The sequence below is a fragment of the Pantoea sp. PGP6 genome (assembly GCF_053474785.1).
The window spans coordinates 47562-64995 of the sequence record NZ_JBQBMA010000003.1; the positions used below are offsets into that span (position 1 = coordinate 47562).

General features: G+C 54.6%; 18 protein-coding genes. 8 read left to right on the forward strand and 10 right to left on the reverse strand.

Features of this window, described 5'->3' with window-relative positions; genetic code table 11:
• Positions 1 to 4: 4 nt before the first annotated feature.
• A complete protein-coding gene (locus ACLIBF_RS22640; protein WP_069729908.1) occupies positions 5 to 562 on the reverse strand; it encodes a TetR/AcrR family transcriptional regulator in 558 nt (185 codons plus the stop codon).
• A gap of 152 nt (positions 563 to 714) precedes the next feature.
• On the opposite strand from ACLIBF_RS22640, the gene ACLIBF_RS22645 reads away from it, so the two are divergent.
• Complete coding sequence (locus ACLIBF_RS22645; RefSeq protein WP_448310732.1) at positions 715 to 1569, forward strand: oxidoreductase; 855 nt, start codon at positions 715 to 717, stop codon at positions 1567 to 1569.
• Positions 1559 to 2596 (forward strand): NADP-dependent oxidoreductase, encoded by a 1038-nt coding sequence (locus ACLIBF_RS22650; RefSeq protein WP_031378101.1) that lies wholly within the window; start codon positions 1559 to 1561, stop codon positions 2594 to 2596. Before ACLIBF_RS22645 ends, ACLIBF_RS22650 begins: the two co-directional genes overlap by 11 nt.
• Positions 2597 to 2782: 186 nt before the next feature.
• Here the strand turns inward: ACLIBF_RS22650 and ACLIBF_RS22655 are convergent, their stop codons facing one another.
• The 5 genes from ACLIBF_RS22655 to ACLIBF_RS22675 form a co-directional block, all read right to left on the reverse strand.
• Entirely contained in the window at positions 2783 to 3805 is a 1023-nt protein-coding gene (locus ACLIBF_RS22655) for a tyrosine-type recombinase/integrase (protein ID WP_069729911.1), read from the reverse strand.
• A gap of 638 nt (positions 3806 to 4443) precedes the next feature.
• A complete protein-coding gene (locus ACLIBF_RS22660; protein WP_031378103.1) occupies positions 4444 to 5736 on the reverse strand; it encodes a CitMHS family transporter in 1293 nt (430 codons plus the stop codon).
• A gap of 295 nt (positions 5737 to 6031) precedes the next feature.
• Positions 6032 to 7177, reverse strand: coding sequence for an L-dopachrome tautomerase-related protein (locus ACLIBF_RS22665; RefSeq protein WP_448310733.1), 1146 nt, complete (start codon positions 7175 to 7177; stop codon positions 6032 to 6034).
• Positions 7174 to 7866 carry an RraA family protein gene (locus ACLIBF_RS22670; protein WP_089562200.1) on the reverse strand — a complete coding sequence of 231 codons (693 nt, stop codon included), beginning with the start codon at positions 7864 to 7866 and terminating at the stop codon, positions 7174 to 7176. Before ACLIBF_RS22670 ends, ACLIBF_RS22665 begins: the two co-directional genes overlap by 4 nt.
• Positions 7863 to 8843: a hydroxyacid dehydrogenase gene (locus tag ACLIBF_RS22675; protein ID WP_448310734.1), complete on the reverse strand. Its 981-nt coding sequence runs from the start codon at positions 8841 to 8843 to the stop codon at positions 7863 to 7865. The genes ACLIBF_RS22670 and ACLIBF_RS22675 overlap by 4 nt, the downstream gene beginning before the upstream one ends.
• Positions 8844 to 8937: 94 nt before the next feature.
• Here ACLIBF_RS22675 and ACLIBF_RS22680 point away from each other — a divergent pair, with 94 nt between their 5' ends.
• The 6 genes from ACLIBF_RS22680 (at position 8938) to ACLIBF_RS22705 (ending at position 14490) form a co-directional block, all read left to right on the forward strand.
• Positions 8938 to 9825 carry a LysR family transcriptional regulator gene (locus ACLIBF_RS22680; protein WP_046289414.1) on the forward strand — a complete coding sequence of 296 codons (888 nt, stop codon included), beginning with the start codon at positions 8938 to 8940 and terminating at the stop codon, positions 9823 to 9825.
• A 118-nt stretch (positions 9826 to 9943) separates the two neighbouring features.
• Positions 9944 to 10354: a DoxX family protein gene (locus ACLIBF_RS22685; protein WP_448310735.1), complete on the forward strand. Its 411-nt coding sequence runs from the start codon at positions 9944 to 9946 to the stop codon at positions 10352 to 10354.
• A 39-nt stretch (positions 10355 to 10393) separates the two neighbouring features.
• On the forward strand, positions 10394 to 11065 hold the full coding sequence (locus tag ACLIBF_RS22690) for a sugar dehydrogenase complex small subunit (protein ID WP_448310736.1): 672 nt from the start codon (positions 10394 to 10396) through the stop codon (positions 11063 to 11065).
• Positions 11052 to 12644 carry a GMC family oxidoreductase gene (locus tag ACLIBF_RS22695; RefSeq protein ID WP_448310737.1) on the forward strand — a complete coding sequence of 531 codons (1593 nt, stop codon included), beginning with the start codon at positions 11052 to 11054 and terminating at the stop codon, positions 12642 to 12644. Before ACLIBF_RS22690 ends, ACLIBF_RS22695 begins: the two co-directional genes overlap by 14 nt.
• Complete coding sequence (locus ACLIBF_RS22700; protein ID WP_052720639.1) at positions 12644 to 14011, forward strand: c-type cytochrome; 1368 nt, start codon at positions 12644 to 12646, stop codon at positions 14009 to 14011. Before ACLIBF_RS22695 ends, ACLIBF_RS22700 begins: the two co-directional genes overlap by 1 nt.
• A gap of 11 nt (positions 14012 to 14022) precedes the next feature.
• Complete coding sequence (locus ACLIBF_RS22705; protein ID WP_031378109.1) at positions 14023 to 14490, forward strand: GlcG/HbpS family heme-binding protein; 468 nt, start codon at positions 14023 to 14025, stop codon at positions 14488 to 14490.
• Between the two features lie 15 nt (positions 14491 to 14505).
• Here ACLIBF_RS22705 and ACLIBF_RS22710 read toward each other — a convergent pair whose 3' ends face one another.
• The 4 genes from ACLIBF_RS22710 to frlB form a co-directional block, all read right to left on the reverse strand.
• The gene (locus ACLIBF_RS22710; RefSeq protein WP_031378110.1) at positions 14506 to 14709 is read right to left on the reverse strand and encodes a hypothetical protein; all 204 of its coding nucleotides are present in this window, start codon (positions 14707 to 14709) and stop codon (positions 14506 to 14508) included.
• Positions 14690 to 15421 carry a GntR family transcriptional regulator gene (locus ACLIBF_RS22715; RefSeq protein WP_448310738.1) on the reverse strand — a complete coding sequence of 244 codons (732 nt, stop codon included), beginning with the start codon at positions 15419 to 15421 and terminating at the stop codon, positions 14690 to 14692. Before ACLIBF_RS22715 ends, ACLIBF_RS22710 begins: the two co-directional genes overlap by 20 nt.
• Positions 15422 to 15520: 99 nt before the next feature.
• Positions 15521 to 16306 (reverse strand): fructoselysine 6-kinase, encoded by a 786-nt coding sequence (gene frlD / locus ACLIBF_RS22720; protein ID WP_152659118.1) that lies wholly within the window; start codon positions 16304 to 16306, stop codon positions 15521 to 15523.
• 99 nt (positions 16307 to 16405) lie between these two features.
• Positions 16406 to 17428, reverse strand: a complete 1023-nt coding sequence (frlB, locus tag ACLIBF_RS22725) for a fructoselysine 6-phosphate deglycase (RefSeq protein WP_448310739.1) — start codon at positions 17426 to 17428, stop codon at positions 16406 to 16408.
• Positions 17429 to 17434 lie beyond the last annotated feature (6 nt).

Consider the following 17434-nt stretch of genomic DNA (forward strand, 5'->3'; position numbering starts at 1 on the left):
GGAATCAGCCCCCAGCCGGCTTATTAAGTATGTGCGCACGGCATACCTGAAGTATTTCCTCTGCCAGCGGATCGTCATCCGGACAGGCCCGCGATAACACCATGGCACCGACCATTTGGGCAATGGTGGTGATTAATTCCGCCCGGTCGCTGGCGGCCTGCCCGCTTTCGGTGGTTAACGCGGCCAGTTGATTCTCCAGCCCGGCGGCAAAGGCCTGTTTAACCTCGTCCGGCTGGCGGGCGGTATCCGCGCCCAGCGCCGCCATCATACAACCTGTGGCCATTGAATCACGGTGGCGATGTGACAGGTAATCCGCAATAAACGCCTCCTTGTCTGCCCCTTTCAGCTGCGCGGCTGCCTGAGAAAATCCACCGGCCACCGCCTCCGTCATCAGATCGGCTTTTGACTGAAAGTGTTTGTAAAACCCACCGTGGGTGAATCCCGCCGCTGACATCAGTTCTGCCACGCCAATGCCGTCAAACCCTCGGGCACGAAACAGTTCTGACGCTGTTTTCACGATATGCGCCCGATTTGCCTGTACCTGCTGTTTAGACACTTTCATTGCTGACTACCTCCTGCTTATCGTGACGCCATCATACATTTATGATGATCGTAATCAAAGCGATTGACATTATAGATTATGAACATCATCATTAGTCCAGTTTCTGACCGCTGAATCTCATCATTGACATTATTTAATCAAAGGATCCCGATATGAATGTTAAACCTATGGCGCTGGTTACCGGGGCATCATCCGGTATCGGCAAAGTCACCGCTGACAAACTGATCGCTGCAGGTTACCGGGTATATGGGACCAGCCGGCGCGGCAGGCCAGCAGGCGACCACGCTTTTCCATTGCTGATGCTGGATGTGACCAACGATGATTCGGTTACTGCGGCGATAGAAGAACTCCTGCAATGGGAAGGACGCATCGACCTGCTGGTGAATAACGCCGGATATGGCATTGCGCCGGCAGCCGCTGAAGAGAGTTCAATCGGCCAGGCAAAACATCTGTTCGATACCAATTTCTTCGGGATGGTACGGATGACCTGTGCCGTGATCCCTCAGATGCGCCGCCAGGGCGGGGGACGCATCATCAATATTGGCTCGATTATCGGCCTCATCCCGCTGCCTTATGTCGCGCTGTACGCCGCCAGTAAACATGCGGTTGAAGGCTATTCCGAAGCGCTGGATCACGAATTGCGCACTCAGGGAATACGAGTCTCTGTCATCGAGCCGGCGTATACCCGCACCGATTTTGAGAGCAACAGCCAGCAGGCGGACCTTCCGCTTGAGGAATATGCGGCGATACGCAACAAATTAACCGCCGTTGTCAGTCAGGCGATGGCGAAAGCAGAGCAGCCAGAGAGTGTGGCTGATGTGATTGTAAAAGTGGCGCAAAGCACTCAGCCAAAGCGGCGCTACACGGTCGGCAAATTAGCCGGCAGGCTGGCGTTTCTGCGCCGATTTGCACCCGCCGGCCTGCTTGATAAAGCGGTACGCAATAGCCTTCAGCTCGACGACCGACGGGCCACTGAACCGAAAGGGCAGAGAGCCAATGGAGAATAAAACCCACCGCGCGTTTACCTTTAAACGTTACGGCAAGCAACCTCAGAGCGGTTTTCAGTCGATAACCTTACCGGCGCCGGCGGCAGATCAGTTGCTGGTTGAAGTCTATGCCGCAGGCCTCAATCCCATCGATAATATGATACCTGCCGGTATATTTAAGCTGGTGCTGCCGTTAACCTTACCCGCGGTTATCGGAAGCGATCTGGCCGGGATTGTGGTTGCCACCGGCAGCCAGGTCACGCGATTTAAGCCTGGCGATGCGATCATTGCCAGCACCTTTGACAGTGATTACGGCTCGCTGAGCGAATTTACCCTGGTGAATGAAACTGCGGCCGCGCTGAAGCCGGTCAATCTCGATTTTATTCAGGCCGCTTCGCTGCCGATGGTGAGCCTGACGGCCTGGCAGGCGTTGATCGAACGCGGCGGACTGCAGCCAGGCCAGAAAGTCTTCATCCCCGCCGGTGCAGGCGGCATCGGTTCGTTGGCTATTCAGCTGGCTAAACTGTCAGGTGCTACGGTTGCCACCACGACCAGCAGCGGCAATGTTGAATGGGTATCTCGCCTCGGCGCAGATCGGGTGCTGGACTACACCAGACAGCCGTTTGAGGCGGAACTGCGGGATTATGATCTGGTGCTGGCTACGTTGAGAGGAGACGAGATTGAAAAGTATCCGGATATTCTCAGGCCCGGCGGCAGGATAATCTCTCTGGTTGGTCCGTTAGACGTCGGGTTTGCCCGGGCACGCCGACTCAACGTCATCATTACCGCGATCGTCGGATTACTAAGCCGCCGGATAAAACGATTGGCGAAAAAACGCGGCGTGGCATATTCATTCCTTTTCGTCCGGCCTGATGGCCAGCAACTTCGTCAGATCGTCCAGTCTGTTGAGGCGGGAGATATCAGACCGGTTATCGATAGCGTATTCCCGTTTGATGAGGCGGCCGCGGCGCTGCTCCATTTGCAGCAGGGACATGCAAAAGGAAAAGTAGTGGTGGCCGTAAAGCCCGACCTGCTAAGCCGCGCCTGACAGAGGATGCGCGGGCGTTATTTCTGCTCATCGGCGGGAAACAGCGCCAGTTAGCCGTTATCGGGCTATGTCGCTGATCTGACAAGAACATCAGGATAGTGAGTACCGGCTTACACACAGGCTGTCCACTTTTTCTGTGGATAACTTCTGGCAGCAAAGCGAAAGACTGCGATCCGTTACGTGCGGTCAGTCTGTGTGCTGTTCCATGAAATCCACCATAGCGCCTTTATGGGCATCGACATGGCGAATATAACGCATCAGGGTTTCCGGTTTTTTCCAGGTACCCTCCTGCATAATCTGGGCGATAGAGTAGCCTTTGGCGGCCATATCCTGCGCTGCGCCGACGCGGGCGCTGTGCCCACTCCAGCCGGTGTAGCGGTTTTTATTTGCGTTAACAGGACCGTTATTTCCAGCGGCAGACCAGGCGCGGGAGAAAATCTGTTCCAGTGCCCGGGTACTCATCGGCGCCCCGGCAGTGACCACCCGACCAGAGCGGTGCACTGCACTAAACAGGTAAGCATCAGGCTGGCTGGCAAGACCCGCCGCATCAATCCATGCTTCAAGCCGTTGCGTTGAACGGGAACTCAACGCTTTAACCAGTCCGCCGGTCTGAACAACGGTTTTGGTCCAGCCGACGTCGAGGATCACTCTTCCATCCGTGGCGTGAGAGACATCCCGCACCCGCAGTCGTGCCAGCTCACTGATACGCAGCAGAGTCGCGTACGCCACGTGTAAAAATGCTAAATCACGCAGCTCCTGCAAGCGGAGTGAACGGCTCCACCGCTCATCCAGCGCCAGCAGATCGGTCAGTCTGAACGGTACGGCTTGTCCGGCTCGTTCTCCTTTCATCACCGCAACCCGATTTATCTTCTTCATGGCACGAAAAACCAGCGGCGAGTGATTAGGGGCCGGCAGTCCGGCGTTACGGTGTAACATTGAAATCAGCGCGGCATGTGACGACACGGTTGAGGATGCCCGTCCACTCTCTGCCAGAAACGACAGATAATCTCGCAGATCGTCGGCTGCCATGGGCAGAAAACTGCGCTGATTATCCTCTGCCCACTGGCTACAGATCCGCATTACGCTCAGCAGCTGCCGCCAGGTATTGGGTGAAAAAGCCTCTTTGTCCTGAACAAATTGTTTTAGCTGTTCCGTGATGTCAGCATGCGGCGGGTTACTCAGATTGGCCAGCGGGATTAACTTCGTCATTTCTGCTCGTTTATTGACCTTTTTTGCCGGTGATCGCGCTACGTCAATTCTGTGATACCGGCAGGGGGATAACCGGCCAGAATTCACGTAGCGTTGCCATTTTTTACCCTGAGACTGGCGGGTATCCAGCCTGAGCGCACAGCATTTCATTAATCTGACTTCGTATAAGTACAATTATACGAACTCAGTTGCGTAATGAACAGCGATCATTGATCCATACTGCGACAACCGAAGGAGAGGGCTGCCGAAGCCAGCGGGTAGCCAGCTTCAGGCCATTTTGCGCTACGTCTTACCTGAGTCTATTCTGGCATTGGCATTGGTCTCACACCTGCATACCAGGGGTTGTGCGGCCACAGTTCTGACATGTTATTTTTTATACTTAACAAACTTGGTAATTAAAAAACCAGAGGCTTTGCTGTACCAGTCAGATTAAAAATAGATTAACAGTGCTGCAAATTTTAATATTAATTTTTTTATTAAAGGAACATGCATTTTTCAGAACAGCATTAATCTGATTGATAAGGTGATTCTGCCAGGCAGATTCATCATCGATATTAAACCCGTTAAAATTTATATGATGCACGTTGCCCTAAGCAGGCAAGATGATATTTCAATCGATCATCCTGCTATTTTTAAGATTAAACGTTCTGATAAAAAGGGAAGGCACCCAGTAACAGGCAGGTTAAAAAGAACACGATACTGGTAATAAATGACCAGCGTAACGTGAATCGCTGCGTCTGGGCGTAATCCAGTTTCAGCATGCCCACCAGCAGATAGGTCGATGCGACCAGCGGACTTAATATATGAACCGGCTGGCCCACCAGCGCAGCACGCGCCATCTCTACTGGCGCAATACCATAATGGCTGGCAGCCTGAACCAGAACGGGCAACATACCAAAGTAAAAAACATCATTTGAAACCAGCCAGGTTACCGGAATACTGATCAAGGCGGTAATCACGGCTAAATAAGGTCCTAACGCCGCAGGAATAACGTTCACAATCGCCTGCGCGAGTGCATTTGCCATCCCTGTTTCTGAAAAAATCCCGGTAAATACCGCCGCCGCAAAAATTAAGCTGGCGACAGAAAGAATCGCCGGCGCATGCCGGCCAAGCTGCTCCTGCTGCTGGTCGAGACGAGGAAAATTAACCAGAAACATTATTGCCGTCGCCAGCATAAACAGATAGGCCATTGGCACCAGGTCCAGCACCAGCAGCGTAATGAGTGCAATGGTTAATACCCAGTTTGTCCAGAAGCGCCAGCTTGCACAGGCTTTAGCTTCGAAGACCAGCGGGGGCTTCTCTGCCGAATCGCCGTTCCAGCCAATTCGTTTGCGTTCATGCCGTCCCAGTATAAACGCCATGACAAAAGTCCAGATCACACAAGCCAGTAAGGGCAGCATTAAGGGAACAAACAGCGTGCTGATCTCTGCATGTACGGCTGTTGCAGCACGTGCCGTCGGGCCACCCCAGGGAAACATATTCCCCAGGCCGGTGCACTGTAATAGCAAACACGCTGATTTTAATTTCGACAACCCGATGCGCTCATAGATCGGCAGAAACGCGGAAAGCACAATCATATAAACGGTTGCACCATCGCCGTCCAGTGCGACGATAAAACCCAGCAGCACCGTGCCGAAAAATATTTTCACCGGATCACCATCTACGGCTGAAACAATTTTCTTAATGATCGGATCGAACATACCGGCATCTGTTACGCTCATAAAATAGAGCATGGCGAAAATCAGCATGACGCCGGTTGGCGCAACGGTGCGCAATCCTTTAATTACCATATCGCCCGTCTCTAAACCATTCCCTGCTAATAATGCAAACAGGGTTGGCACCACAATCAATGCCGTCAGGGCAGAGAGCTTTTTGGTCATTAACAGACCAATAAACACGGCTATCATGAGCAGACTGATAATAAGTAACATATTTTATCCTGTTGCAGGGAGATCGCCCGTCCGTCAGCGACAAACAGAAAACGTATCGGATTTTAATTCAATGCGATGTGCACTAACGTTATTATTAATGATTCAGCCATTATCAGAAAAAAAGGATGCTGTTAACAATCAATAAAAAGATTATTCCTGTGCGCTGACTCATGTTTTTAACAAATTTCAAATCACGCAAAGTGATGATGATTAAAGGCGATACTTACGTCTGAGAACGATTAATTACTTTCTGGCTAAAGCCTGATAATTCGGCCCGAATTAACGGGCCTGTCAATTATTGATGATCGCGCGGTGAAGGCGCGACCGGCAAACTCAGCCGATAGAGCTTAACCGGGTACTCCACCACAGAAGGCTTACCGCCGGTTGTCGCCGGAGTCCGGTTAATCTGCGCCGATGGCATCCAGAGTTGCCCCTCAGAGATCCACATCGCATCAATCCAGACCAGTCGGGGATCCTGAATCACCTTGCTCACATCACCCTGCGGGGTAATACGTTTCACCGAACGCGTGTTGATATCCGATGCATAGAGATTGCCGTCAGCATCAATAGCGGTACCACCGGTGCTCCAGGTTTCAACAAACTTCTGTGTGTGACGGGCAACCTCTTCAGCCGTTAGCGTTGCATCATTAAGATAACGGGTCTCTATTCGCGCCATCGGCCCCGGAATAGCCTGGTAATAGAGCCATTTGCCATCAGGAGAGACTTCGAGCTGATCCAGTCCTACCCGCTTTTCACGCCCGTCGCGTAAGAAAAGCTTTTTCCCATCAGCATAGATTGGTTGATGATCGATGGAGAGCGGGTGATTATCCAGCACGCGCCAGCTTTGGCCATTTTTCAGGTTCAGCACCACCAGCCCGACTGCGCCTGGGTCAGTGATATAGGCAAAATCACCATTAAAACGGACATCATCCAGATAGCTGGCGGGCTTCAGCGTGGGAGCCCTGAAGAGATAGCTCGCCACAACTTTGCGCGTCTGAATATTGATGCGTACCAGTTTGGCGCCGCCTTCTACCGCTTTGTCGCCGGTACCGATCCCTTTATTGCCAGCATCCATGACCCACAGATCGCCATCAGGGCCAAATCGCAGCGCATTAACATGTAAAAAATGATGGGACGGGTCCTTGCTATCCCACTGATTCCACGCCTTGTCTGGCCAGGCTTCGAGTTGCCCGTTCTTCACTTCAGCCAGCTGCAAACCGGTGCCTTCAGACTGTGTCAGCGAAGCAAAAATGCGCCCATCCGCGCTGACCGTAACGCCATTCCAGACGCGCGGTGAAGTTTCAACCTGCTGCAAACGACTGTCCTGCTGCGTCGGCAACTGAACCGGCAGCTGATCCTCGGCAGCGACACAGGTTGTTGTCATCATTGCCGACAGCAGTGTCAGCAGGCTGAGCGAGCGGGTATGTTTTTTATTGATCACAGCGGGCACCCCTTAGCACGTAAAATCGCGTTAAAACGTTCCGGATCGGCGGTGCCCTGCCGGTTATTTTCGCGAATGCGCGCTTCGCGCTGCTCATGTTCACGTACCCGGGGCAGTAACGACGCGAGCTGCTGCTGTGGAATCGCAATCACACCATCCGCATCGGCAACGATTAAATCGCCTGGTGCCACCACCAGCCCCGCGCACTGTATGGTGACGTTGATCTCGCCAGGGCCTTCCTTCGAGGGCCCGCGCAGCGTATTTCCCCGGGCCCAGAGAGCGACGCCGCCTTCTGCCCATTCGTTGATGTCCCGAATCGCGCCATCAATGACAAAACCCGCGATACCTTTCGCCAGCGCGGAGGTACGCATCAGCCCACCGATCAGCGCCTGGGTAAGATCGCCCGATCCATCAATGACCAGAACATCGCCCGGCTGGGCCATCTCTATCGCTTTGTGGATCATCAGGTTATCGCCGGGACGGACCTTGACCGTCAGCGCCGGGCCGCAGAGTACATGCTGCGGGTCATTATGATAAGCCTGTAATCCGGATGCGCCGCAGCTGCGTCCCATGCAGTCTCCGATATTCGGCACCGGTAAACGGCGGAAGGCGTCGATGGTGTCAGCATCGGGCAGGGATCCACGTTGCCCAATAAAATAGCCAGCAGGCCAGCGGTTATCGGTTGTCATGAGCGCTCCTTAAGTACAGTTCGGTTAACACAGGTCACTGGATTTACCGCATGACCTGCCAGAAAATCGAGACACTGACGCGCCGCAAAACGCGCCACCGCATCCAGCGCTTCAGGCGTCGAGCCGCCAATGTGCGGCGTCAGCAGCAGATTGTTCAGCGTGCGAAAAGGGTGATCGGCGGGGAGAGGCTCCGAGGCGACGGTATCCAGTCCGGCTGCGAAAAGCTGACCGTTACGCAGCGCCGCATCCAGCGCGGCTTCATCGATCAACTCACCGCGCGCGGTATTGATGATCACTGCGCCGGGCGGTAACAACGCCAGCGTGCGGCTGTTCAGCATCTGACGTGTTGCCGCATTGACCGGGCAGTGCAGGCTGATTACGTGGCTTTGGGTCAGCAGGCTGTCCAGTGAACTGACCTGTTCGCCAGGCAGATTTGTCTGCTGATCGCCAACCGCCGGATCGTAAAAGCAGACGCGCATCCCGATTGCGTGTGCAATACGGGCAACCCGCTGGCCAATTTCACCAAAGCCCACCAGACCCAGCGTCTTGCCGCTGAGTTCAATACCGCCGCCGTTGCGGGTCCAGCGACCCGCCTCGATTTCCTGTTGATACCAGCTTATGCGGCGTGCCGCGTTCAGCATCAAGCCGATGGTCAGTTCAGCCACCGACTGCGCATTGGTGCCGGGCGTGGTAAATACCGGAATGTGCTGTTCGGTAGCCGCCTCGACGTCAATATTGGTGACGCCAACGCCGTGTTTACAAATCACCTTCAGGCTCGGGCAGGCGGTGATGGCGCGACGGGAAAGGGCAACCGTGCGGGAAATAACCGCATCAAAAGGGATGCGCGCCATCACTCTCTCAACCTCGGCCTCATCCTGGCTGTCATGCAGGTAATGTACTTCGCATCCTGCCTCGGCCAGTGCGTGTTGTCCTCCGGCCCCTAACGTCGGGGCGGTCATCAGGATTCTCCAGCTCATGTGTTACTCCAGTGTTAATTTTCATTTAGCCTGGCAGGTTGAATTGATAAATAATATTCTCTGTTCTTTATGATTTGATTCCTGCGAGGAATGAATGGAGCTTAAAGACCTGCGTTACCTGGTGGTGGTACGTGAAACCGCTCACCTTGGCAAAGCGGCGCAAGCCCTTGGTATTACTCAGCCGGCGCTGACAAAGTGCATTCAGCGCATGGAAAAATCATGCTCAACGCGGCTGATTCTGAAGGTGGGACGCGGGATACAATTGACGGAAGCAGGGTTACTACTTTGTGAACGCGCTCAAAAAGTTCTGCACCTGATGCAGGTGACGCAGCAGGATTTAAATGCCCTCGGCGCGGGAACCGCCGGGGTGATCCGCCTCGGTGTTGCAGCTACCGCAGCCGAATTTATGCTGCCGCATTTAACCCGTGAATTACTGCAGCATGCGCCTACCGTGGTGCTTGAAGTGCAGGTAGGGCTGAACGATCTGCTGCAGTCACGGCTGCGGGAAAACAAACTGGATTTGATCCTGGGATTTTTACCGGATAAGAGCGATGAATTTATTACCCGCCCGTTGATGGAAGATCCAGTGGTGGTGGCTGCCAGCTGCTTTCATCCACTGGCGGGTTTGCATCCCACGCCTGAACAACTGAACCGCTTTCAGTGGTTATTACCCTCGCCGCAGGTTGCGACCCGGCAGTGGCTTGAACAACGCCTGCTGAGCGGCGGCTATGCCGCGCCAAAAGTGCAGATGGAGAGTAATACTTTATCGCCGCTTCGCCAGGTATTGGCGCAGACTCAGCTGTTGAGTTTTCTTTCGCGCCGCCTGTTGCAGGAGGAGATGACTCCACCGTCGCTGGTAGAAATCACACTGCCGCTGGTGATCATGCCGCGGACTTTTGGCTGGCAATACCGATCGCTGAGCGAACTGACACCAGCCGCACGATTGCTGGTTGAGCTGGCTGAAAAACGCTGGCAGTGGTGAAACCTTTTTGAGCGCGATGGCGATGCGGTGAAATGACTCACCGCACAAAAAGTCAAAAAAAATTTATTGATTGAGGCCTATTTTAAAAATAACAACGCTTACCTCAAGCTAATAAAAAATGAAAAATTATAAAATGTTTATCTGGGCTTTATCGCGCCTGCTCGCTGTCGCACTTTTTTTCACATCCGGCATCGATAAAATAATTCATTACGATGAGAACTTAATTTTGATGCGTCAAAACGGCGTGTCAGATTATTTTCTACCGTGGGTTATTTTGCTGGAAGTTGCAGGCAGTCTCGCCATAACGTTCGGATTTTTAACCCGTTTTGTTTGCATTTTCATGGTCATCTTTTCTCTGCTTTCCGCGTTTATTTTTTATCCCGGTTATTCGCACGCCCATCTGATGGTGTGGTTGAAAAATATATCCTGCTGTGCCGGATTCCTGATGCTAATAATTCACGGTGCCGGCCCCTGGAGCATCGATAAATGGCTGAACCAGCGGATTCAAAATAAAAAATACGCCGTTTAATCCGCATTATTTCTTACCCTACCTACACCTGGAGGAAAAATGAACAGGCGTACATTCCTGCGCATGATGATTTCATCAAGCGTCATTATCAGCGTGCCCGCTATCATGCCTGCTGCGCTGGCCGGTCCCGGCAGTGAAGAGACATTACTTTTTGTCAGCCAGACCTTAACGGGTCGACAGGGACTGGATCCGGCCATCAGTCAGCGTCTCTATCTGTTGCTATCCCGCCAGACGCACGATTTTGACCAGCAACTTACGCGGCTGGCTGAACGCTTACGTCGCCATATCCACCTGTCGCCGGAAGAGCGTCTCGCGCAGCTCTCTGAAGAGGAGGTTACAACCGCGCTGTCCATTATCACGCCGTGGTATCTGGGCTATACCGGTAATCCTGCCACTACCCGCGCCACTGACGACGCGCAGTTTGTCACGTTCCTCTCGGCATTGATGTATGAGCCAACGGCCAGTATTACGCCACGCCCCTCCTATTCGCAGCGCGGACATGATTACTGGCAGGCGGTGCCAGAGGGTGTAACTGCGCCCCCGATGCCGGAAAACATCACCGCCTGGGGCACCGACTCACCGCGTGCAGCCCGCGTTATCACCGAGCCGCAGCCCGAATGGCTGGCGATGGTGGAAGGGCGAGCCAGAACCCATGCCGATGCGGTGCGTCTGCTGAGCCATGCAGAGGACGTAAATCATGACGCAGTATGATGCCGACGTGGTGATTATTGGCTCTGGCGCACTGGGCGCCAACGCAGCCTGTCAACTGGCCAGAGCCGGCAAGTCGGTGATTATGCTGGAGGCGGGACCCTACATTCCGCGCTGGAAAGTGGTAGAAAATTACCGCAACAGCGCCAGCAAGCGTAACTGGTGCGCGCCTTATCCGAACCTGCCCTGGGCACCCAATAGTTATACCGATGGCTACATTGAGGCGCACGGCGATGCGGATTTTCAGTATGTCACCAGCTTTCTGAAAGTGGCTGGCGGCAGTACCCGCCACTGGGCATCCGCCTGCTGGCGGCTGCTGCCGAATGATTTCAAACTAAAAAGCGTTTACGGCGTTGGCCGCGACTGGCCGATCGATTATGACGATCTCGAACCCTGGTATCTTCTCGCCGAGCGTGAAATTGGCGTAGTGGGCAGCGCTGATGAGGATCAAAGCGGTCAGGGCCGGACGGCATGGCCACCGCGTTCCGCGCCTTATCCTTTGCCGCCGGAAGCCAAACCCTACATGGTGCAACGGATGCAGGCCAGACTTGGGCCGCTCGGTTACCAGGTGATACATGAACCGCATGCCCGGATTTCGCAGCCTTACGATGGTCGTCCAGCCTGTGCCGGCAACAACAACTGCGAACCGGTTTGTCCCATCGGTGCCATGTATTCCGGTGATATGCATGTCGATAAAGCGGTGGCGCTGGGCGTTGATCTGCGCACTGAATCGGTCGCCTGGCAGCTGGAGAAGGGCGCTAGCAATCAGATCGTCGCGGTGCACTACCGCAAACCTGACGGCCGTAATGTGCGACTCCGCGCGAAAAAATTCATCGTGGCTGCCCATGGGCTGGAAACTGCAAAATTGCTGTTGATGTCGGAGGTGGCGAACAGTTCCGATCAGGTTGGCCGCAATCTGATGGATCACACCGGTTTAAGCATGACGTTTCTGGCGGATGAACCCCTCTGGACAGGCCGTGGTTCCGTTCAGCACGGCAGTATTGCCACCCGACGCGATGAGCCGAGCCGTGCCCAACACTCTGCCATTCGCTATTCGTTGCGCAATCTGGTGCCGAATATTGACGTGACACCGTCACTGCTAAAGCAAGGGCTGATGGGACGTGAACTTGATGCGGCGATTCGCGATCGCGCTTCGCGCATCATGAACATCAGCACCATGAGTGAAACTCTGCCCAGCCCCACCAATCGCGTGATTCCGCACCCGAGCCGGCGTGATGCTATCGGACTACCCATGCTGCAGGTGAACTATCAGCTGGACGGTTATGTCCGCGGCATGCGTGCACAGGCTTACCGGGATTTCGCTAATTTTCTGATGGCCTTTAATGGCGAAATAGTTGAGGCACCCACAGGATGGCGTAATCAGTATCACATCATGGGCACCACGATTATGGGCGACAACCCACGCGACTCGGTGGTCGATGCGCACTGTCGCAGCTGGGATCATTCGAATCTGTTTCTCGCCACCACCGGGGTCATGCCAACCTCAGCCACGGTGAATCCGACGCTGACCGGCATCGCGCTGGCGCTCCGTCTGGCTGACACCCTGATTCGGGAGTTGTAATGATGCGAATGACGCTGGTCTTTCTGTTGCTGCTTCCGGTGCTGGTGCGGGCAACCCCTGATGAGGCGACGCTTAAGCGCGGTGAATATCTGGCGATTGCAGGTGATTGCTCGGCCTGCCACCGCAATCCCGATAACGGCAACCCCTTTTCTGGCGGTTACCGGATCTCATCTCCTCTGGGCGATATCATCGCCACCAATATTTCTCCCTCACGGCTGAATGGCATTGGCCGTTATTCACTGAGCGACTTTCGGCGCGTAATGCGGGAAGGCCGACGACCGGATGGCGGTTATCTCTATCCGGCAATGCCTTACACCGCCTTCGCATCGATGACCGATGCGGACATTGACGCACTCTATAACTACTTGATTTACGGCGTACCGGCGGAAGATCACCGCGTGCCTGAGACGCAGCTTCCATTTCCGTTCTCTGTCAGATCGATGATGTCCGTCTGGAATGCCCTGTTTCTGTCTCAGGAAGCCCTGCCCGCCGGAAGTCCTGATCAAATCAGCACAACGCGCGGTGAATATCTGGTGAAAACGCTGGGGCACTGCGGCAGTTGCCATTCACCACGCAACCTGATGATGGCAGAGAAAAGCGGGAGCTTTTTGCGTGGAGGCGAAGTCGGCAGCTGGAATGCCCCCGATCTGACCCAGGCCCATTTGTATGACTGGTCAGAACAGGCGCTGACCACCTATCTCAAAACCGGCTCGCTGCCGGGCAAAGCCATTGCGGCGGGTGAAATGGGCACTGCCGTAGAGAATTCCTTCTCACGTCTTACTGATAATGACCGTCACTCTATTGCCCGCTATCTGTTAACGCTGGGAGAAGCGCCGGCAAAACCTCAGGCTCTTTCCGCGCCGGACAAGTTTAACGTGGTGTCGGTTGAATCCGGGCCGGCGGCAACGCTTGAGGATGCGATATCCGGCAATCATCTGAGTGGGGCGCAGCTCTACAATGCCGCCTGCGCCAGCTGTCATGGGGCAGAGGGCGAAGGCACTCACGATAATCCGCAATCCTTTCCGCGATTAACCGGCAGCTCTGCAGTGATCGCGGCCGATCCCGCCAATCTGATTATGACCGTTGCTGAAGGGGTCAATCGTACCACCGAGGCCGGGCACGCTTTTATGCCTGCCTTCGCCCATCAGATGAGCCGTGGCGAGCTGACACGCCTGCTGGATTACGTTTCAACCCGATTTGGTAAGCCCGATCAATCTGTCACCGAAGCGCAGGTAGAAAAGGTATTGCTACAGCCTAAAAACAACCCCTGGCTGCAGCGCGCGCCGTGGATCGTTTTGTGTCTGCTGGTGCTGCTGCTTATCTGCCTGCTGCTGAAGCAGTATCGCGCCAAAAAAATGAACCGGTAAAAGGAGAAACAATGAAGAAAACACTTTGTACCTCGCTCTGCATGCTCGCCACGCTCTGGACAGCGACGGCTGATGCCACCCTGACCCAGACGATCCTCAGCGCTGAAGATGCACAGCACATGATTGCCCGGGCTGAAAAGCAGGCGCAAACCCTGAATGCGCAGGTTTGCATCGCGGTGCTGGATCAATCGGGCCAACTGCTGGCGTTTAAGCGAATGGATAATGCGCCAATCGGCTGTATCGACTCTTCGATCCAGAAAGGACGTGCCGCCGCGCTTTATCGCACCTCAACCGATCGCTACATGGCGCGTGCCAATGGCGCTGAACCTGCCATCGCCACGCTGCCGGGAATGGTGCCGCTGGGCGGCGGGTCGGTGGTCACCCTGAATAGTCAGGTCACCGGTGCGGTTGGCGTCAGCGGCTCAGCCAACCCAAATGAAATTGCCATTGCCAAAGCGGCCAGTGAGGCGCTGAATTGAGGTAGCCGAAGCCGGTCAGCTCACCTGGTGCAGTAACGCCACATCCGGGTGAGCGACATCCATTCCGTCACGCTGGCGGTAATTGTGTCGCAGCTCTGGAATAGCGGGATCATCCAGACGCGATCTCGTGCGGCTGGTATCCAGACGCGATGTAGCTTCAGGGTTGGGTTCAGCATCATCCCAGCCGATACGGCGATTTTCAGTGACGATGGTTATCAATTGTCAGGCTTACACGGTTTGCCCGACAGAACAGCTCTGAATAGTGCACCGGTTTGTCGTGCTGGTCGTAAGCGATCTTACTGATGCGAAACAGCGGTTCGCCCAGTTCGCACTGCAGTCTGAGCGCTGCGGCTTTGGTGGCGGTGAAAATATCGATGGTTTTTTTGTCGCTGACCACGCGGCTGTCATATTTTTCATGGAAAAGTTTATAGGTTGACGCACCGACGCGATAAACCTGATCAAAGCCGGGATACCGCGAGAGGGGGATCCACGAACAGTCGATAAACAGCGGCTCGTTATCAAGATACATCACCCGCAGCAGGCGAAACATTTCGCCATTGCCAGCAATATTAAGCCTTTCGCAGAAGGGATCACTGCTGACACGTTCCTGTTCAATCACCTCTTCACGCGTCGGTTTTCCCTGCGAGACGCCGAAATCAGTGAAACCGCTCACCGTAAGCAGCGCGTTCTCAACTTTTTTGCTCTGCACAAAGGTGCCTTTCCCCTGCCAGCGGATCAATACGCCATCGTTAACCAGCTCGGTTATCGCCTTACGAATGGTAATGCGGCTGACGTTATACAAGCTGCATAAGTCGCTTTCGGTCGGGATTTGCTGGCCCGGCAGGTAAGTGCCCTGCGCAATATCATCCAGCAGGCGCTGACGTACCGTGGCATAGAGCAATTGATGTGAATATCGCGCCGTCGCTGGCATGAGTCGACCCTGACAGTTGGAAACAGTGGAGGTGATTATAGGAGGCTTTAGGGCGGAGTCATAGGGGTTGGCGCGCCCAGCGTCACGCCAACGCAGGGATTACCAGGCGCCATGATAGCGCAGTGTGCGGGCGGCACAGCACGATCCCTGCTGCATGGCCTTTACGATCGGCAGGCCGGCAGCAACCGCGCAGAGAAAGCCAGCAATGTAAGAATCACCGGCCCCCATCGTATCCACCACGCTCACCGGTTCAGGCGGCATACGCCAGAACTGCTTACCATCCCAGGCGAGACTGCCATTTTCGCCCAGCGTGGCAATCGCGACGCCCGCGCCGCACTCTACTACGGTTTGCAGTCGGTCACGTAGCCAGGCCGATTCGACATGCGCCGACGCAAACAGGTAGTCAAGATGCGGCGGTAAACTCTGCCACAGCGGGTTTTCCCATTTATCGGCAAAGTCGAAGGAGACGATCCTGCCCGCCGCTTTTAACGCCGGCAGCGCCGATTCCGCATGCCCCCAGACAGCCGAATGGATCATATCAAAGCCGTTAAGCCATGCCAGATCTTCATTAGTCAGCGTAAAATCCGCCATAACGCCTTCGGTGTAATCGCCCAAAATGCGGTCGTTGTCGCGCAGCTCAACCTGGGTCTGCGCGGTCACGCCAGCTTTAGTGTGAAGATGCGAAATATCGACACCCTGTTGCAGCAGGTCGCGCTTCAGCAGCGCGCCATACGCATCGTCACCGACCCAGCTCACGCAGGCAGACTGCATGGCGTAACGTCTGCTGTAGACCGCGACATTCACCGCGTTACCGCCGGAAAAGGCTTTGTTGAGTTGAGGATAGATATCCACGCAGTTATCGCCTACCGTCGCCAACCGCATCATCCCGTCAGGCTGCGCTGTTGCACCTTCAGCTGCATTATCCTTTTTCATTTCGCTTCTCCTGGTCGCTACGCCCGGCCCTCATCAGGCCGGGCAAAAGGATTAATACTCAACCAATCCGCCGTAATAACGGCGATCGTCCGGGTTATGATCTTTATAAATAGAGAGGTAGTAGCAGAGCCACTCCATCGGGACGAACATCAGGAAAGGTGCCAGCCACGGATGCAGTCCCTGAGAAATCTCCGCATAATCAATCACGATCACCTTATCGGTGCGCTCGCGCACGAAGCGAATTGCCCGCTCGGTGGTATGACGACTCTCATCGCTGCCCAGCAAAAACAGGAAAGGTACGCCAGGCTCGACGACTTCAAGCGGCCCGTGACGAAACTCACCGCTCTCAATCACCGAACCGTGCGTCCAGGTAAATTCCATTAAGGTGACAATGCCCTCTTTATAGCCGAGTGGACGCAGCGGACCGGCCGATACGGTATAGATCATCGGCCACTGACTCGCCTGTTCGCCAAACTGACGGCCTTTATCTTCCCATGTGCGCACCAGATGCCCCAGCGCCTGCGGCAACTTACGCAGGTCATTTTTGATTTTGCCGATCTCGGTATGCGGTGAGAGACGGGTAATCATTTCGATCACCACGCTGTAGCAGAGCAGCAGGTGTATCTCCCAGATACAATCCGCTTCATAGGCCAGAACATGGTCAGCCGCCTGGGTAATCGGGCTGTCGTGATGTTTAGTGAAGGCAGCCGTGAACGCACCGCAGGCCGCACCCAACTCCAGCGCCTTAATCACCTCCTCGGTTTTACCGTAATCCGAGACGCCAATAACCGCGCAGCGCGCATCGAGACGATGCGGTGTGTTATCGCAAAATTCCCAGCCGGACAGCGCATAAACCTGCAGGCTGGAGAAGCGATCGGCGAGGTGCTTTGCCGTCTGGGCGGCATTGAGCGGTGACCCGCAGGCAACGAAGTAGATGCGATCGATTCCGCGCTGTACCATCTCATCAACCATGGCGTCAACGCGCGGCACATCCCGTTCCAGAATCTTTTCAACTTCCGGTACCATATTTTCAGTTACCAGAAAATCCACACTGCGTTTATCAATATTCAACATGAAACA